This window comes from Bacillus sp. FJAT-25509 (assembly GCF_001420605.1).
Taxonomy (GTDB): Bacteria; Bacillota; Bacilli; order Bacillales; family Bacillaceae_G; genus Gottfriedia.
In genome coordinates, this window is the sequence record NZ_LJIZ01000007.1 from 1 (window position 1) to 17,087 (window position 17,087).

At 33.4% G+C, this 17,087-nt stretch carries 19 protein-coding genes and 2 riboswitches; of the genes, 10 read left to right on the forward strand and 9 right to left on the reverse strand.

Features of this window, described 5'->3' with window-relative positions; genetic code table 11:
* The 4 genes from AN960_RS04595 to AN960_RS04605 form a co-directional block, all read left to right on the forward strand.
* Window positions 1-497, forward strand: a 497-nt coding sequence (locus AN960_RS04595) for an APC family permease (RefSeq protein ID WP_156339614.1), incomplete at its 5' end; no start/stop codon positions are given.
* Window positions 498-1,276: 779 nt separating this feature from the next.
* On the forward strand, window positions 1,277-1,537 hold the full coding sequence (locus AN960_RS04600; protein WP_056467548.1) for a hypothetical protein: 261 nt from the start codon (window positions 1,277-1,279) through the stop codon (window positions 1,535-1,537).
* Between the two features lie 174 nt (window positions 1,538-1,711).
* On the forward strand, window positions 1,712-1,849 hold the full coding sequence (locus tag AN960_RS23890) for a YjcZ family sporulation protein (RefSeq protein ID WP_156339615.1): 138 nt from the start codon (window positions 1,712-1,714) through the stop codon (window positions 1,847-1,849).
* 143 nt (window positions 1,850-1,992) lie between these two features.
* Window positions 1,993-2,172 carry a small acid-soluble spore protein H gene (locus AN960_RS04605; RefSeq protein WP_056467551.1) on the forward strand — a complete coding sequence of 60 codons (180 nt, stop codon included), beginning with the start codon at window positions 1,993-1,995 and terminating at the stop codon, window positions 2,170-2,172.
* A gap of 242 nt (window positions 2,173-2,414) precedes the next feature.
* Here AN960_RS04605 and thiC read toward each other — a convergent pair whose 3' ends face one another.
* Window positions 2,415-4,193, reverse strand: a complete 1,779-nt coding sequence (thiC, locus tag AN960_RS04610; RefSeq protein WP_056467554.1) for a phosphomethylpyrimidine synthase ThiC — start codon at window positions 4,191-4,193, stop codon at window positions 2,415-2,417.
* Between the two features lie 136 nt (window positions 4,194-4,329).
* Window positions 4,330-4,444, reverse strand: a riboswitch (TPP riboswitch).
* A 235-nt stretch (window positions 4,445-4,679) separates the two neighbouring features.
* Window positions 4,680-4,789: riboswitch (TPP riboswitch) on the forward strand.
* An 89-nt stretch (window positions 4,790-4,878) separates the two neighbouring features.
* Between thiC and AN960_RS04615 the strand changes: the two genes are divergently transcribed.
* Genes AN960_RS04615 through AN960_RS04635 form a run of 5 tightly spaced genes read left to right on the forward strand, consistent with a single transcriptional unit; the run spans window position 4,879 to window position 8,572 of the window.
* On the forward strand, window positions 4,879-5,493 hold the full coding sequence (locus tag AN960_RS04615) for a thiamine phosphate synthase (protein WP_056467557.1): 615 nt from the start codon (window positions 4,879-4,881) through the stop codon (window positions 5,491-5,493).
* Window positions 5,477-6,568: a glycine oxidase ThiO gene (gene thiO / locus AN960_RS04620; protein ID WP_056467560.1), complete on the forward strand. Its 1,092-nt coding sequence runs from the start codon at window positions 5,477-5,479 to the stop codon at window positions 6,566-6,568. Before AN960_RS04615 ends, thiO begins: the two co-directional genes overlap by 17 nt.
* Before the next feature lie 26 nt (window positions 6,569-6,594).
* Window positions 6,595-6,798 (forward strand): sulfur carrier protein ThiS, encoded by a 204-nt coding sequence (gene thiS, locus AN960_RS04625; protein WP_056467563.1) that lies wholly within the window; start codon window positions 6,595-6,597, stop codon window positions 6,796-6,798.
* Between the two features lie 2 nt (window positions 6,799-6,800).
* The gene (locus AN960_RS04630; RefSeq protein WP_056467565.1) at window positions 6,801-7,568 is read left to right on the forward strand and encodes a thiazole synthase; all 768 of its coding nucleotides are present in this window, start codon (window positions 6,801-6,803) and stop codon (window positions 7,566-7,568) included.
* On the forward strand, window positions 7,565-8,572 hold the full coding sequence (locus AN960_RS04635; RefSeq protein ID WP_056467568.1) for a ThiF family adenylyltransferase: 1,008 nt from the start codon (window positions 7,565-7,567) through the stop codon (window positions 8,570-8,572). Before AN960_RS04630 ends, AN960_RS04635 begins: the two co-directional genes overlap by 4 nt.
* 100 nt (window positions 8,573-8,672) lie before the next feature.
* On the opposite strand, the gene AN960_RS04640 is transcribed toward AN960_RS04635, so the two are convergent.
* From AN960_RS04640 to AN960_RS04655, 4 genes are all read right to left on the reverse strand, one after another.
* Entirely contained in the window at window positions 8,673-9,482 is an 810-nt protein-coding gene (locus tag AN960_RS04640; RefSeq protein ID WP_056467571.1) for a DUF8832 domain-containing protein, read from the reverse strand.
* A gap of 67 nt (window positions 9,483-9,549) precedes the next feature.
* Window positions 9,550-9,750, reverse strand: coding sequence for a cation transporter (locus AN960_RS04645; protein ID WP_056467574.1), 201 nt, complete (start codon window positions 9,748-9,750; stop codon window positions 9,550-9,552).
* A 12-nt stretch (window positions 9,751-9,762) separates the two neighbouring features.
* A complete protein-coding gene (locus AN960_RS04650) occupies window positions 9,763-12,156 on the reverse strand; it encodes a heavy metal translocating P-type ATPase (RefSeq protein WP_056467576.1) in 2,394 nt (797 codons plus the stop codon).
* Between the two features lie 15 nt (window positions 12,157-12,171).
* Complete coding sequence (locus AN960_RS04655; protein ID WP_056467579.1) at window positions 12,172-12,471, reverse strand: metal-sensing transcriptional repressor; 300 nt, start codon at window positions 12,469-12,471, stop codon at window positions 12,172-12,174.
* A gap of 247 nt (window positions 12,472-12,718) precedes the next feature.
* On the opposite strand from AN960_RS04655, the gene AN960_RS04660 reads away from it, so the two are divergent.
* Window positions 12,719-13,267 (forward strand): hypothetical protein, encoded by a 549-nt coding sequence (locus AN960_RS04660; protein ID WP_056467583.1) that lies wholly within the window; start codon window positions 12,719-12,721, stop codon window positions 13,265-13,267.
* Window positions 13,268-13,567: 300 nt separating this feature from the next.
* On the opposite strand, the gene AN960_RS04665 is transcribed toward AN960_RS04660, so the two are convergent.
* The 4 genes from AN960_RS04665 to AN960_RS04680 form a co-directional block, all read right to left on the reverse strand.
* Complete coding sequence (locus AN960_RS04665; protein ID WP_056467586.1) at window positions 13,568-14,008, reverse strand: YybH family protein; 441 nt, start codon at window positions 14,006-14,008, stop codon at window positions 13,568-13,570.
* A 226-nt stretch (window positions 14,009-14,234) separates the two neighbouring features.
* On the reverse strand, window positions 14,235-14,705 hold the full coding sequence (locus tag AN960_RS04670) for a hypothetical protein (protein WP_056467589.1): 471 nt from the start codon (window positions 14,703-14,705) through the stop codon (window positions 14,235-14,237).
* 192 nt (window positions 14,706-14,897) lie between these two features.
* Complete coding sequence (locus AN960_RS04675; RefSeq protein ID WP_056467592.1) at window positions 14,898-16,562, reverse strand: acyl-CoA dehydrogenase family protein; 1,665 nt, start codon at window positions 16,560-16,562, stop codon at window positions 14,898-14,900.
* Window positions 16,563-16,584: 22 nt separating this feature from the next.
* Window positions 16,585-16,962 (reverse strand): MerR family transcriptional regulator, encoded by a 378-nt coding sequence (locus tag AN960_RS04680; protein ID WP_056467594.1) that lies wholly within the window; start codon window positions 16,960-16,962, stop codon window positions 16,585-16,587.
* Window positions 16,963-17,087 lie beyond the last annotated feature (125 nt).

The window sequence follows — 17,087 nt, forward strand, 5'->3', positions numbered from 1 at the left end:
CAATCATCGGTATTACAACTGTATTAATCGTAATGATGTTTGGACAAACTCGTCTATTCTATGCAATCAGTAAAGACGGTTTATTACCAGGTAAATTATCAAAAGTTAACAAGAAAACTGCAGTTCCTGTAACAAGTACTTGGGTAACTGGCGGGCTAGTTGCTTTATTCGCTGGCTTAATTCCATTAAACAAATTAGCTGAATTAACAAATATCGGTACTCTATTCGCTTTCTCTGCTGTTTCTCTTGGTGTACTAGTATTAAGAAAAACTCGCCCAGACTTAAAGCGTGGATTCAAAACTCCTTGGGTACCAGTAGTACCAGTATTAGCTGTTGTATTCTGTGTATATTTAATGCTACAACTTTCAACATTTACTTGGAAAGGTTTCGTAGTTTGGTTAGTAATCGGTTTAGTAATTTATATAACATACGGATATAAAAATTCTAAACTAAACGGTAAAAATAAGATTGATAAAGATTCAAATCAAACTGCATAAGTAATTAAATGAGGCTGTCTCAAAAGGTCGTTAAATGTCGACATTTTGAGACAGTTTTTTTATTTTTTGGGGGATTTTTATAAAATTGTAAGCTTTAAAGGAGAGATTTTTTCTTTAGCCCTCTTGTTCTTACAATCTTGTCCTAGTCTTTTAACTAGATTTTTCACAGTTAGCTTAAAATTCATTTTTTTATATTTATTAACAATTTTATGTTTCCAATAACACTAGTAAGTTTTTTTTCAGAAGTTAAAAATATTATGAGCTAATTTTTTCGAAAAACAAATTCAATTCATTAGTTTATTAATTAATGTTCGATATTAATTGACTTACAAACTGATTAATAAACAACAGTTAGGATACTCTTAGTAAAGGCTATTTGATTAGGATTTATTGCAGACTTTTTTTGATGAATAAGTTGATTGGAACGGAAGGTTGCTCGACTCCTATGGGATAAGCGGGAAGGCTGAGACCCCGCCGGCTTGCCGAGGAGGCTAAAGAATCTCGCCCCATGGAAAGCGAGCATCCTGTAGTGGAAATCAACATCACTCTACTCCTTTTACGAAAATTTAGTTATTATTTGACAAGGTTGTTTTTCAACAGTGTGAAAAAAATCCCACTATAATAATCTATAGTGGGATTTTTTTGTTAGTTACATATTTCCCTCAACAAACTAGAATAATGATAAATATCCACAGCTACAAACTTTACAAAAACAGATTTACTTTATGATATGATACGACTTAAGAAATTTTATTTTCGAATGAACAGGAGCTGTTAAAATGTTCCCATTAAAAAATTATTATGAATCATTTATAAAAAAAGATCTAATTGGAGTGAAAAGAGAGATTGCATTAAAACGACTAAGTAATTTACTTGCTTGTCAAAAGATTAGTAAAGATACGAAGGAAGTTGTACATATTCGTTATTTTACTTGTACCGAAACACTTCAGCCTACTGACACTTATTTAGGTACAATTGCTGTGAAGTTTCAAAATGGTTATGTAGTTGAAACAGCAATTTCACTTCCTAAGGAAAAATAATTCATTTATTAAAACTTACTTCTAGGTAAAAGCCTAATTACATTATAGACTAGTTTCATAGTTGGCAAAAAAACATACGATACATTATCCACCTCTCCTAATTGAAATTTTTCAATTAGCCGCATGACCCTAAGGGAGTTTTCCCTTAAATATCGTATGAAGGAGGTCACATGTATGAGTACTGGACATCACGGACACCATCTTAACGGTTTTGCTTTAATCGTTGTTCTATTTATCCTATTAATCATTGTTGGAGCAGCTTGCTGGTCTGGATATGACGGATATGGATATGGACATGGACATCACTGGTAATCATTAAAAACTATAAAACTCCTGTTAAGTTTTAACAGGAGTTTTTTTATTTTTAAAAAAGCTTGTACTTAATTATGAATACTCAAGTATACCTCTGTTAATAATATGTTAGGTTTCAATTATTAATGTAGAGGAGGTTATGTATGAATAAACAACGAGCTCAAGAAATTGCTTCTTCACCTGAAATGGCTAATGTGACATATAATGGAGTGCCAATTTACATTCAACATGTTGATGAAACAAATGAAACTGCTAGAATCTATCCGCTAGGTCAACCAGATCGAGAGGAAGAAGTTTCAATCAATAGTTTGTCAGAACATTAATTCTAGAATAACAAAAACAAACCTCTTAGCCTGAGGTTTGTTTTTGTTATTACGTATTACCAACATAAGCTCTCAATTAAACTGCATTTAAGACATTCTTGTATCGTATCTTTCTTCAAAAAATCGTGGTCACAATTTTTTTGAATCGTTTTCAGTTCTATTTTTAAGTGTTGCATATATTCTTCCAATAGTTTTATCTCGTTTATGATTTCTTCTACCCTATTCATATAAGGCTCACACCCTTATTGATAGATTTCCCCGCCTTGTTTTCTAAATTCAAGTGCTTTTTCTTTCATTCCTTCTTCAATGATTGAACCATTCTGAAGTTCTTCTTGTTTTACTATATCTCGAATATCTTGTGAAATTCTCATACTACAGAATTTTGGACCACACATTGAACAAAAATGCGCTGTTTTAGCTCCTTCGGCAGGTAATGTTTCATCATGATATTCAATTGCTCTTTCAGGATCAAGAGAAAGATTAAATTGATCACGCCATCTAAATTCAAATCTAGCTTTTGAAAGTGCATCATCTCTTTTTTGTGCACCAGGGTGTCCTTTTGCTAAGTCAGCTGCATGCGCCGCTATTTTGTATGTAATAACTCCTACTCTTACGTCTTCTTTATTTGGAAGACCTAAATGCTCTTTCGGAGTTACATAACAAAGCATTGCAGTACCAAACCAACCAATCATTGCTGCACCGATTGCTGATGTAATATGATCGTATCCAGGTGCAATATCAGTCGTTAGCGGTCCTAAAGTATAAAATGGCGCTTCCTGACAAATTTCTAATTGTTTATCCATATTCTCTTTAATTAAGTGCATTGGTACATGTCCCGGTCCTTCAATCATAACTTGAACATCGTGCTTCCATGCAATTTTCGTTAACTCACCAAGTGTTTCTAACTCAGAAAATTGTGCTTCGTCATTTGCATCGGCGATTGAGCCTGGTCTCAGTCCATCTCCTAAAGAGAATGTTACGTCATAACGCTTCATAATTTCACAAATTTCTTCAAAATGAGTATACAAAAAATTCTCTTTATGATGAGCTAAACACCATTGAGCCAAAATAGACCCTCCACGAGATACTATTCCTGTCACTCGTTTTGCCGTTAATGGAATATAGCGTAATAATACACCCGCGTGAATTGTAAAATAGTCTACACCTTGTTCCGCTTGCTCGATTAGTGTATCTCTAAACACTTCCCAGCTTAAATCTTCAGCGATTCCATTAACCTTTTCAAGCGCTTGATAAATCGGAACTGTCCCTACTGGTACTGGAGAGTTTCGGATAATCCATTCACGTGTTGTATGAATATTCTTACCAGTAGAAAGATCCATCATCGTATCCGCACCCCAGCGAGTAGCCCATGTCATTTTTTCTACTTCTTCTTCGATTGAAGACGTAACCGCTGAATTACCTATATTGGCATTAATTTTCACATGAAAATTACGACCGATGATCATTGGCTCACTTTCAGGGTGATTAATATTCGATGGAATGACAGCTCTTCCCTTAGCAACTTCATCACGAACAAATTCAGCCGAAACATTTTCTCGAATCGCAATAAATTCCATTTCAGGTGTAATAATTCCTTTTCGAGCATAATGCATTTGAGTAATATTTCCATTCTCCTTTGCTCGTAACGGTTTTCTTTTTAACCCTTTAAATACTTCAACATTATGTTGATCTGACTCTTTTCTATATCCATTATCTTCAGGCTTTATTTCGCGCCCTTCATACTCTTCAACATCATTTCGTTCAATTACCCAGTTTTGTCTAATCGCCTTAAGTCCATTTCGAATATCAACTGAGCTAGCTGAATCTGTGTAAGGTCCGCTAGTGTCGTATACTCTAACTGGAGCATTTTCTTCTTCTCCAAAAGTGCCAGTTGTTGGGCTTAATTGAATCTCACGCATTGGCACCTTAATGTCAGGTCTAGATCCTTCAACATATACCTTCTTACTCCCTGAAAAACTAGACATGATGGAAAAATTCATTTCATTTACAGAATTGTTCATTTGATTTCATTCCCCTTTTTAATTAGTTTAAAAAGGACGAAATCCAATCCATTTAAAGCATGAAAAAAAGCCGGAATCTTATGTTTAAGACCCGGCTAAGTGTTAGCAAAACTACATTAATAATTATGTAATCATTAATGAAAATTTCTAACTTCCCCACGCTGGTATGAACCAGATCAGGTCCTGAGGGTTAAGAAACTTAATCACGTTTCTCTCTCAGCCCAATTAATTGGACACCCCTAGTCAATCTATTAAATTGTTCAAACTAAATATAAACCCATAAATTTAAAATGTAAATGTTTTTATTCCCCTAAATTTTTACAGAAACTCCAAACAAAAAAAAATTTGGTTTTTTTATACTACTAAAAACACTTGATTCCACTATACTTCAAGCCCAATTTTTGGTAATAAAATGGGACTAGTAAAAATAAATTTAGTATTGAATATTATTTTTTATATGCTATGCTAAGATTAATTTTCATACATATTCATCACTAGGGGATCCCTTGATAAGGGCTGAGAATAAGGTAGTTACTTTTAAACCCTCAAAACCTGAACAGGCTAGTACCTGCGTAGGAAAGTGGCGCATTTTATACTTTTTTCGCGTGCAATGTAACCACTTTCTTTTTTTTAGGAAAGTGGTTTTTTTGTTTGAAAAAATTTTGCAAATGAAAGAGGCTGGGCCATGGAACTTATTGCAATTACAGATGATCAGCACTCAGTCGAAGTACTTGCTACAAAAATAATTCAAATAATCGATGCAGTCGACTATGTGCATATTCGTGAAAAGTCGAAAACGGCAATCGAGCTACTATCACTCTTAAATCTACTAAAAATAAACAAAGTAGATATGAAAAAAATTGTTTTAAATGATCGTTTAGATATAGCTATTTTCTCTAACCTATCAAATATTCACTTACCGGGACATGGTCTTCCACTTGTTGATGTAAAAGAATATTTTCCTAATTTACGAGTAGGAAAATCAGTTCACACACTTACTGAAGCAATACAGGCAGAAAATGATAAAGCTGACTATATTCTGTACGGTCATTGTTTTGAAACAGAGTGTAAAAATGGATTAACACCTAATGGGATTGAACTAATTCCAGAAATGAAAAAAACGTTAACTATACCAATCTATGCAGTCGGCGGAATATTACCTGAACATATCCAGGTTCTAAAAGAGAACGAAATTGATGGTATAGCTGTCATGTCTGGCATATTTTCTGCCCGAAATCCTCTAGAAGCTGCGCTGCAATATTTTGAAAGGTGTAAATTCGCTTATGAACAAGAAATTTGATGTTGTAGTAATTGGTGGTGGAATAATAGGTTGTTCCATTGCTTATTATCTAGCGAAAGAAAACATTAATGTCGCAGTTCTTGAAGAACAGCAAGTTGGACAGAAAACAACTAAGGCAGCTGCAGGAATGCTTGGTGCCCATTCAGAGTGGGATCAGTCCGAGTCATTTTTTACTTTTGCTAGAAACAGTCAATTAACTTATTTTCAACTTCAAGAAGAATTAAAAGAGTTATGTGGAATCGATATTGAACTAAAAAAAGGTGGCATTTTCAAACTAGCTTATACCGATTTAGAAAAAAAACAATTAACTCCACTACTCACTCAAACTTCGGCACTTTGGTATAACCATGAGGAGTTAAAAAAACAGATACCTGGTGTCCATCCAAACATAATTGGAGCAGCTTATATTGAAGACGACGTGAATGTATTACCTGTTTCTGTCTGTAACGCGTTTTGCAAGAGTGCTCAAATTTTAGGTGCATCTATATTTGAATATACTCATGTATTTCAGATTCAAAAAAATGATTCACATTATTTAATTAAAACTACAAATGGCAATTTTGAAGCAAAAACTCTTGTAGTTGCAAGTGGTGTTTGGAGTAATTCATTGTTTGGGCAGCTTGGATTACATCATGAAATTATTCCCGTTAAAGGTGAATGCATCGCGGTCAGAAGTGAAAAGGTTGCATTAAAACATACTCTTTTCCATGAACAAAATTATATTGTTCCAAGGAATGACGGTCGCCTTGTCATCGGAGCTACGATGATCGATAACGAATGGAATGAGAACCCTAGCTTAAGGGGGATTGAGTCATTAATACAAAGCGCTAAAAAAATGCTTCCCGAAATTGAAGACATGAAAATTGATTCATTTTGGGCAGGATTACGACCGCGAACTCTCGACTATAATCCCTTTATTGGAATTCATCCCGAAGAAGATCAAATCTTATTTGCGACCGGCCATTTTCGAAATGGTATTTTGCTTGCACCAGCAACTGGAAAATTAATTCGAGATTTAATCCTTAAACGAAAAGTCGATCGTAACTGGATCGAAGCATTTAAAATCAATCGTTAATTTTTATGTTTTGGAGGTGTAAACACTTGGAAATAAGATTAAACGGAAAGAACATCAACATTTCCAGCAAAACCTGTACAATTCAGGATTTGCTTAATGAATATCAATTAGAAAACCGAATTGTTATTGTCGAGGTTAATAAAGAAATTATTTATAAAGAACAGTATTCATTAACTCATCTCTCTAACGGAGATTCTGTAGAATTAATACATTTTGTAGGTGGTGGCTAATCATGTTAAAAGTAGGAAATCATACATTTCATTCAAGATTATTATTAGGAACAGGAAAATACCCTTCATTTGAAGTCCAGAAAGAAGCTGTTGAAGTATCGAAAGCCGAGATCCTAACTTTTGCTGTTAGAAGAATGAATATTTTTGAGGAATCTCAACCAAATTTTCTAGAACAACTAGATTTAACAAAGTATAAATTATTGCCTAATACTGCTGGTGCAAAAACTGCCGAAGAGGCTGTTAGAATTGCAAGATTGGCAAAAGCATCTGGCTTATGCGATATGATCAAGGTAGAAGTAATTGGGTGTGATAAATCATTATTACCTGATCCAATCGAAACATTGAAAGCATCAGAAATGCTATTAAACGAAGGATTTGTTGTATTACCTTATACTTCCGATGATGTTGTGCTAGCAAGAAGACTAGAAGAACTTGGTGTACATGCGATTATGCCAGGTGCATCTCCTATCGGTTCCGGAAAAGGAATTATTAATCCACTTAATCTTAAATTTATCATTGAGCAATCGAATGTACCTGTTATAGTAGATGCCGGTATCGGGTCGCCAAAAGATGCAGCTTTTGCAATGGAGCTAGGTGCTGATGGAGTCCTTTTAAATACTGCGGTTTCTAATGCAAAAGATCCTGTAAAAATGGCAGTTGCGATGAAGCTTGCTATTGAAGCTGGAAGACTTGGTTATGAGGCAGGAAGAATTGAAGAAAAAAATTATGGTGAAGCTAGTAGCCCAATCACAGGGTTGGTGAATTCTTGACAAACCGCTATGCAAAGCAAGAATTATTTTTAGGAAAAGATCGTCAATCAAACTTACAAAAAGCCAGTGCCATTATTATTGGTGTTGGTGCATTAGGCTCATCAATAGCAGAAATGCTTGTAAGAGCAGGCATTGGAAATATAACAATTGTTGACCGTGATTACGTTGAATGGAGTAATTTACAAAGGCAGTCTCTTTACACAGAAGAGGATGCTAGAAATAAACTACCTAAAGTAATTGCAGCTAAATATCGACTTCAACAAATTAATAGTGAAGTTTCGATTACTAGTTTAATAAAAGATATTACTAGTCTTAATATTGAAGAGTTGATTAAAGGCCAAACAATCATTCTCGATGCAACAGATAATTTTGAAACTAGAATGGTTGTGAATGATGCAGCAATTAAGCATGGGATCCCCTTTATTTTTGGTGCGTGTGTTGGAAGCTATGGCCTCTCGTTTCCAATTATTCCAGGGAAAACTCCTTGTCTTAACTGTTTATTAAATCATATACCAACTTTAAATATGACTTGCGATACAGTAGGAGTAATCAGTCCAATTGTGCAAATGATTGCTGCCTACCAAGTAACCTATGCCCTGCAATATCTTACTAACCATGAACTTTCACCAATCTTACAATCGATTGATGTTTGGAAGTATGAAAAGTCAGATATAAACATCGAAAAATTAAAAAATAATAATTGTGCAACATGTGGCTCTATAAGAAGTTACCCATTTTTAAAAGATGATGACCATATGAAATCATATGTTTTATGTGGAAGAGATGCAGTCCAATTAAGAGTATCATCTCCTAAAATTCCAACACTAACTAACCTTTCTGAAAGATTACAAGGGTTAGTAAATGATTTGATCGTAAATCCTTATTTATTATCATGTACTTATGAAGATCATCGCATTGTTTTATTTAAAGACGGTCGAGCAATTATTCACGGTACAAAAGAAGCATCTGTTGCTAAAGAACTCTATCGCAAAGTTTTAGGTTGAAATAGAAAAATACCCTTTCGAAGACTAATAATATAATAGTCTTTGAAAGGGTCAATTATAAACCTTCCAACATTAATACAGCAACTATCATGGAAGGAAATTATGGCACCTCAACTATAAATGGCACAATAAACACATCTCCATTTTGTTTAAACTGTCCCCATATTTTATATAATCCTTTTTCAGGAAAACTAGTCATAAACTCTGCGTCAGGTCCACTTGATTTTTCATTCATTGGATGGACATGTAAGTAAGTATTTGTATCCCCACTAATCGCAACAACGTGACCAATAGCACCCAAATAAGGCTGTAAATCAGTAATACCTTTTTTGGTTTTAGCATCTTTAATCGTAAATGTCATTTTAACTTCATTATTTGTCATCAATTTATCAAATTTTAAAGTAACCTCTTTTCCATCAATTACTTTTGTTAATATTTTATCTGGTATTAGCGAAACCGGTTTGGCTTGCTCACCTGCCACTTGTACTAATTTTGTTTTTACGTTTTTATCAGAGCCCTCAGGTATAAAATCTGCAAATAATTTATATTCACCACCATTTGGAAAATCCGGTGTGACTGTAAATAATCCTTTCCCTTTATATACTGGATGCACATGATCAAAAAATGATAAATCCTTACTTACAACAATTAAATGCATTAATTTTTCGTGCTCGAGCTCAAATTTGTTTACTGTTTTCCCCATCAAATCATTGACTTGAATGTTTAAGTTTACTTTTTTACCACTTTCAGGATTACCGTTAAACGTAAATTGTACTTTGGTTGAATCTTTTTCTTCTTTTGTTTTTTCATGATTCATACTTTCATGAGTAGAAGCTGTATGAGTCATATTTCCACAGCCACTTAAACCGATCACAGTAATGAAACTTAGTAATAATAAAAAGTATTTCATCCAATTTCTCCCCTGTATAGTTATTTTTCGTCAAATAAAAAGCGAACCAATAAGTTCGCTTTTTTATTTAGATAATGTCATACCCTTGATCTTCAATAGCCTCTTTCACTTTATCAATTGTTTCTGCGTTTGAAGTATTGAATGTTACTTCTTTATTTTCTAAACTTACGATAATATTATTTGTACCAGACACTCCTTCTACCGCTTTCATAACTGCAGCTTTGCAGTGCCCACATGTCATACCTTCTACTTTTAAAATTGTTTCCATTACTAAATCCTCCTAAATTTTTATACGTTTTAATCGTAATGCATTTATGACTACCGATACGGAGCTAAATGCCATTGCTGCACCTGCAATCCAAGGCTGCAATAACCCTAAAGCTGCAATCGGTATACCTAAACTGTTATAAAATAACGCCCAAAATAAATTTTGGCGGATATTATTCATTGTTTTCTTACTTAAGCTAATCGCTTTCGGAATATGTGATAAGTCGCCACCTACTAGCGTAACATCCGCTGTTTCTATCGCTACATCAGCACCAGTACCGATTGCCATTCCAATATCAGCTTTTGCAAGAGCTGGAGCATCATTAATCCCATCTCCAACCATCGCAACAATTTTCCCTTGTTTTTGTAATTCTGCCACTATATCTGCTTTTTTCTCTGGAAGAACTTCAGCAAATACATTTTCAATCCCAACTTGATCTGCAATCGCCTGTGCAGTGTGTTTATTATCACCAGTAACCATAAAAACTTCTATTTTTAAATCCTTTAATGCTTTTATCGCATTTCTTGAAGATTCTTTAATTGTATCGGCTACAGCAATAATCCCTTCAAGCTTATCGTCAATTGCTACTAACATCCCTGTCTTTCCTGCAGATTCAAATACAATTAATTGTTCATCAACTGAAGAAAAATCGATATTCTTTTCATTCATTAACTTTCGAGTACCGATATATACCTTTTTATTTTCAATCATGGCTTCTACCCCATGTCCAGGTATGGCAATAAACTCTGTAATATCAGTTAGTTTCAGTTCCTGCTTAAGAGCGTATTGAACAATTGCTTGTGCTAGAGGATGCTCTGACATTTTCTCTACACTTGCAACGAGCTTCAATAAATCCTCTCGATGATTTAAATTAATGATATCTGTTACTTCAGGCTTTCCTTTTGTAACAGTTCCTGTTTTATCAAGAATGATTGTATTAATTTTTTGGGTAGTTTCTAAAAATTCTCCGCCTTTGTATAAAATTCCGTTTTCGGCACCTTTTCCACTTCCAACCATAATCGAAGTTGGTGTAGCAAGCCCTAAAGCACAAGGACATGCGATGACTAAAACAGCTATTGCTACTTCAATTGACTTAGGCAAATTTTGAGGATCGATTACAAAAAACCAAATGATAAATGTTAAAATGGCTATGCCAATTACAATTGGAACAAATATATTCGAAATTCGATCTGCTAATCTTTGAATTGGAGCTTTTGAACCTTGTGCCTCTTCAACTATTTTCACAATATTTGCTAATGCAGTATCCTTACCAACCTTCTCAGCTAGAATCGTTAAAATACCATTGCCATTAACAGTTGCTCCAACAACTTTATCATCAGCCTTTTTATCAACTGGTAAAGACTCACCAGTAATCATTGATTCATCAACTGTAGAAACTCCCGAAACAATAACACCATCCACTGGAATTTTCTCACCTGGTTTAACAAGTAGTAGATCTCCAACTTTTACAGCTTCCAATGGTACATAAATTTCATTTCCATTTTCTAAAATGATTGCTTCCTTAGCTTGTAATTCCATTAGTTTAGAAATTGCTTCAGTTGTTTTTCCTTTAGCAATATGTTCAAAATATTTTCCAAGTAAAACTAATGTTATTAATACTGCACTTGTCTCAAAATAAAGATGCGGCATATACATACTATTATTTATTGTCTTAATTGACTCGACTAAGCTATAAAAGTAAGCAGCCGATGTTCCAAGGACAACAAGAACATCCATATTCGCACTATAATTTCGAATTGCTTTAAATGCTCCAACGTAAAAATGCCAACCTATAATAAACTGAACCGGAGTTGCAAACAAAAGTTGAAACCATGGATTCATTAATAAATGTGGCATCCATATATTTGTACTAAATGGCAGATGAGATACCATCGTATACAATAGTGGAATTGAAAGTAAGATTGAAACGATTAATTGAATCCGTTTGTTTCTTGTTGTGTCTTTTTCTTTAACTGCATTTTCTTCTTTTATAGCTGCTGCATAACCAATATGACTAATTTTATCTATTATCGATTGAAGTGATCGTACTTCAGGTAAATAAGAAATCGTTGCTATATTCATAGCCAGATTGACATTGATTTGAACGATTCCATCCATTTTCCCTATTACTTTTTCGATTCGAGCTGAACAAGCAGCACATGTCATTCCCTCAATATTTAAGGTAACTTTTTCAACTGCAACCTCATAACCAATCGTATGGATTTTTTCTATTAAATCAGAAGTTTGATATTGCCCTTTATCATATATAATAGTAGCTTTTTCTAATGCAAGATTCACATTCGCTTGTAAGCCATCCATTCGATTTAAGCTTTTTTCGATTCGGGTTGCACATGCGGCGCAGGTCATACCCTCTATACCAAGGGTTAACTGCTTTGCATCATTCATTCTAATCAACCCCCTTTACTTTACGTAACGCTTAATAACCTCCATTAATTCGTTTACCGATTCTGCGCCATTGTTTTCTTTAACTGCCTTAACCATACAATGATTCGCATGTCTTTCAATTAATGAGAAACTTACCTTTTTCATAGCAGCTTCAACTGCCATAATTTGCGTCAAAATATCTATACAATATCGGTCCTCTTCGACCATTTTTTGAATACCTCTTACTTGCCCCTCTATTCTACGAAGACGTTTCATTAAATCGTTAATTTCGTCTTCACTTCTTGGAACCATTTGATCATCATGGCAATTTTCCATTTTATCACCTCACCATTATTATATACTCATAGGGGGTATAGGTGTCAATTTTTTTCACTTTAAAAAAGTATAAATTGGCAACGAGGAATCGTACTCGACGTGGTAGCCAATTTTAGGAATAAAGTATAAGTGCAACTACGCCTCTAACTTCACCTAAAAGGCTTGTCAGTCGACGAGTTTTCTTTATTCTATTTATTTTAAGTTGTCCATATGATGATAAAAAGCGAATAGTTAGGGGGTATCATATATGTTCACCAGTTGGGTATGTATTTGCATAATGCTCTTTATAACAATTATTTCAATCCACCTTAAACCAACAAAAAATGACCAGATGCATCAAATGATGTATATGATGATGATCAGTATGACTACTGGTTTAACAATAGGTGTGCTCATTACACTTTCATATCACCAACAATTTTTCCATTCCTTACTCATTTCGATGGGCGTATCTGCACCTATTGGATTACTTATCGGTTTTCGATTACATTTCCTTGCGCTAATTGAGGGGATCTTTACTGGAATGATGGCCGGTATGATGGGGAGCATGATCGTCGTTATGATTTCAATAACAGAAGCACATGCTTTATTATTAATTTGTTTATTATTATTAACTTGTTCAGCCCTATTTTGTTCTACTATGTTTTTAAGTCAGCGATTCCCAAAACTACTATCATCATTCTTTCCAGTAATTATTATTTCTAGCCTATTGCTCATCTTAACTGTGTTTTATTCTTTTACTCATTTTGGAACTACTACGGTTTCCCAGAGCTATAAAATTAATGTGTTAAAATAATAACAACGATTAAACATCTAAATTAAAAGCCCGTATCATAATTACTACGTAATTGTCGATACAGGCTTTTTTAAGTTGCTTTAACATAGCAAAGGAAAAATTGGTACTTGAAGAAGAGAATCAGATTTATTTTACCTATGGAGGGTATACAAAAGAACAGAATAAATGTGGTTTAAAACCAATACACATAAAAAAAGGGACTTCAAAAAAAGAAGTCCCCTAAAAAAAAAGAAAGAAAAATTATCAGTAAAAAGATATCATTTAAACCTTAAAATTAGCTTAACTTTATCACCAAATTGTTTACTTCAAGTTGAAAATTCCCTTACCAGTTTCCATATTTATAGGTAATGATGAATGTTCATGAACAATGACCCAAGTTTCATTCACTTTTTTTAAACCAAATGTGAACCGATTAGTCATTTGACGAAGTTTCTCACCAGATTCTTCTTGGTGAGCAGCAAAAGTAACCGCACAATGTGCAAATGCCAGATTTGAATTTTCTTCAACTACTAGATCATTAAATTCAACTTTAAGTAAAACACCGTCCTCACTCAAACCATTAAACCACTCTACTACATTTTCATTCCATGAAGAAATACCTTTGCTCTCCCAGTTCCCCCAGCAATCATATAGATGAATTTCAGGAGCATACAAGGATAGAAATCTTTCAACATCCTTTTCGTAAACTGCTGTTTTGTAATTTTCAAGTACGTCTTGAACTTTGAAAAAACCATCTGACATTAAGTGCATCCCCTTTACTAATTTCAGAAATGTAAGTATGAACTATAGATACATTCTCTATTCAAACAGTTTTCCCTTCTTCCAGTAAAATGACAAATAGTAAAGTAGAAACCACTCATCGTCATCGGCCACCAGTGTTATTAAACTAAGAGGTTGCGTTAGTTTGATTAGTACTGTTCTAATTTAATTAATTAAAAAATGACACAATAATCGCACCAGTACCTACTTAGTGCTGTAGCCTCATAGTAATTTTAGATATCGTAAACCACATAGAAATAAACATCAATATTGCAAAAAAGTCAGAAAGAATAACACTGCGACCTACAAATAAATGTTCATAATGAAATAATGGGGTATTATAAATGGCAATAATTATTGATAGTGCGGCAAAAATAAGACTAAGTTTGTTCTTAATCATTTTATAGAAAAAATAAAAAAGGGTAGCATATGCCCAAAACTGTGAAATAAACCAAGCGTGTGATAGCCTGATCCCTGATTTAGTATGGAAAAAAAATAAAACTAAAACTAATAAAATAATAAAGGCAATAACTGGAGCAAATTTGACTATATTAATAAGTCTAATAAAACGATTATTTAATGTAACCTTTTTTGAATTTACTTTGAATAAATCATCTTTTATAACTAAGTAATTAAAATAAATAAACACTAAACTGCAAGTAAATATTAAAAACTGCATGAATTAAACACTCCCGTTTTTTACATCAACTATTAATAGTATCATAAAATTGGTAAATTTTGTTAAATTTACGATAAAAATATCCTTTATTTTTTGGCATATTAATAGAAAAAAAGATAGTAGGAAAAAACCTCCTTACTATCTTTACTACTGATATATGTGTGCTTTTAATCTAACGAGGTATCTTTATAATCATTTATTTATCGAAACTTTATAGCCAACAATTTCAGCAAAATACTTTAAATGAATTTGTTCTTTATTAATTTCATCTTTAAAATATCGTTCATGGATCAATACTTTTGCGATATACTCTTTTCGAATGTGATCTTTCGCATCTTCAAGAGCAGTAACTGCTTCAACTAAATCTGCCATTTTATTTGCGATTTTCTTTGCATTATATGATTGAGTATTAGCATCTAAAGTAAATGTATAATGAACAATTTCATTTAATTCCTCCAGCTTTTTCTTTACGATTTCACTTTCATCTACTAATGTTTGAGGTGTTTCCACTAATTTTTCTTCAATATATGATTTAAAGACTTGATAACCATTCATTTTTTTAAACAGTCTCAAAATCTCTAAACCTAAAATATTAGCTGTTCCTTCCCAAACTGTAAGTACTTGAGCATCTCTTAAAAGTCGAGGTGTAACAAAATCTTCTATATAACCATTTCCACCATGCATTTCAATCGCTTCGTGGGAGAAATGAATTGCTTCTTCTGCAGTACGCATTTTTAATATAGCAATCAAAATCCTTACTAATGTTTGTTCTTCGGTTGTTCCATTTTCATTACCAACCACTCGATCATATAAGGCCACTAAATTAAATACTGCACTTGTTTGTACTTCCTGAATGGTTGCAAGTTTTGCTAATGTCTCTTGTATCATTGGAAAATTCGTTAATATTTGTCCAAATGCCGGTCTATTTTCAGCATATTTTTTCGCTTCCACATAGGCTCTTCTCATAATTCCAACAGAAGCTACAGCATTACATATTCTAGATAAATTCAATGCTTCCATCATGTAGTTAATTCCTCTGGAAGGATCTCCGATTAGAAATGCTTTCGCTCCATTAAATTCAACTTCTCCTGACGGAACCGCTCTTACACCTAGCTTATCTTTTAAGCGACGAATCGTGAATCCATTATTTGTACCATCATCATTCTTCCAAGGCACTAAAAATAAACTTAATCCCTTACTCCCAGAAGGAGCTCCCTCAATTCTTGCTAAAATCGTTGTAATCCCACATTGACCTGCATTACTAGCAAAATATTTTTCTCCATAAATGCGATAATAATCTCCTTCTTTAACTGCTTTAACTACATTAGCTCCAACATCTGAACCACCTTGTCTTTCAGTTAAAAAAGTTGCTCCTTCATATAATTCTATTTCTCCAGTCGATAGTAAATGAGGGAGATATTTTTCTTTTATTGCTTCATCTGCATATCTTTCAACTAAAAACGTAGCAGCCATTGATAATGTTACCGGACAATAAAAACCAGCTTCAGTCTGTGATAATAAATAACCTTGGGCATAGGAATAAATGTAATTCCCCTTAATACTAAGCTCTGGTATTGGCTTATGAATATAGCTAACAATCCCTCTATTATAAGTATCTTCTACAGTTTGTTTATAACCTTCATTTACCCAAACATGTGAAATATCATTTCCATATGCATCATATTTGATTAAACGTGGTTGACCTTCTCGGTCTGTGTGTATTGCACGCTGATCAAACTCTTTCGCGCAAAGCTCACCAAATTCTTCTAATTCTCCATTAGCCCATGCAAAAAAATCTTCTTTAAAATATTTTCTTAAAATTATTTGTAAATTAAGATCTTCTTTATAAAAATTCATGTACTTCTCCCTCCAAATATTTTTACTGAATCTCTAATAAATTCCGCTCAAGTCTACCCTTCATTTGAATAATTTCTTTTTTTAATTGGATTAGATCGTTTATTTTTTTATCTAGCTCTATTATCTTCTGATTTCCATATTCAATTGTTTTTTGTAATTGTTTTTCACCTGTTCGATCAATCGTAAATAAATCAATCATTTCTTTTATTTCTTGTAAATTAAAGCCTAAATTTTTGCCCCTTTGAATTAAATAAAGACGTGTACAATCCTTTTGAGAGTACCTTCTTCTACCACTTTCAGTATAGGTAGGCATTAATAATCCGATTTCCTCATAATATCTAAGGGTTCTATGAGTCGTATTAAATTCATTCGTCATCTCTCGAATCGAATAAAACTTCAAAATGCCCTCCTCCTTCTAGCTATAGATTTATTATAAATCTTACGTAACCGTAAGTTTCAAGATGGATTCCTTCGACAAAAAATCCGAGGATAAGTGACTTTTTAAAGTATTTATTCTTAATGCCT

Coding starts and splice junctions, on each gene's coding strand:
- AN960_RS04600 (WP_056467548.1), top strand. CDS start 1,277: ATGTTCCCATTAAAAAATTATTATGAATCATTTATAAAAAAAGATCTA.
- AN960_RS23890 (WP_156339615.1), top strand. CDS start 1,712: ATGAGTACTGGACATCACGGACACCATCTTAACGGTTTTGCTTTAATC.
- AN960_RS04605 (WP_056467551.1), top strand. CDS start 1,993: ATGAATAAACAACGAGCTCAAGAAATTGCTTCTTCACCTGAAATGGCT.
- thiC (WP_056467554.1), bottom strand. CDS start 4,193: ATGAACAATTCTGTAAATGAAATGAATTTTTCCATCATGTCTAGTTTT.
- AN960_RS04615 (WP_056467557.1), top strand. CDS start 4,879: ATGGAACTTATTGCAATTACAGATGATCAGCACTCAGTCGAAGTACTT.
- thiO (WP_056467560.1), top strand. CDS start 5,477: ATGAACAAGAAATTTGATGTTGTAGTAATTGGTGGTGGAATAATAGGT.
- AN960_RS04630 (WP_056467565.1), top strand. CDS start 6,801: ATGTTAAAAGTAGGAAATCATACATTTCATTCAAGATTATTATTAGGA.
- AN960_RS04640 (WP_056467571.1), bottom strand. CDS start 9,482: ATGAAATACTTTTTATTATTACTAAGTTTCATTACTGTGATCGGTTTA.
- AN960_RS04645 (WP_056467574.1), bottom strand. CDS start 9,750: ATGGAAACAATTTTAAAAGTAGAAGGTATGACATGTGGGCACTGCAAA.
- AN960_RS04650 (WP_056467576.1), bottom strand. CDS start 12,156: ATGAATGATGCAAAGCAGTTAACCCTTGGTATAGAGGGTATGACCTGC.
- AN960_RS04655 (WP_056467579.1), bottom strand. CDS start 12,471: ATGGAAAATTGCCATGATGATCAAATGGTTCCAAGAAGTGAAGACGAA.
- AN960_RS04660 (WP_056467583.1), top strand. CDS start 12,719: ATGTTCACCAGTTGGGTATGTATTTGCATAATGCTCTTTATAACAATT.
- AN960_RS04665 (WP_056467586.1), bottom strand. CDS start 14,008: ATGTCAGATGGTTTTTTCAAAGTTCAAGACGTACTTGAAAATTACAAA.
- AN960_RS04670 (WP_056467589.1), bottom strand. CDS start 14,705: ATGCAGTTTTTAATATTTACTTGCAGTTTAGTGTTTATTTATTTTAAT.
- AN960_RS04675 (WP_056467592.1), bottom strand. CDS start 16,562: ATGAATTTTTATAAAGAAGATCTTAATTTACAAATAATTTTAAGAAAA.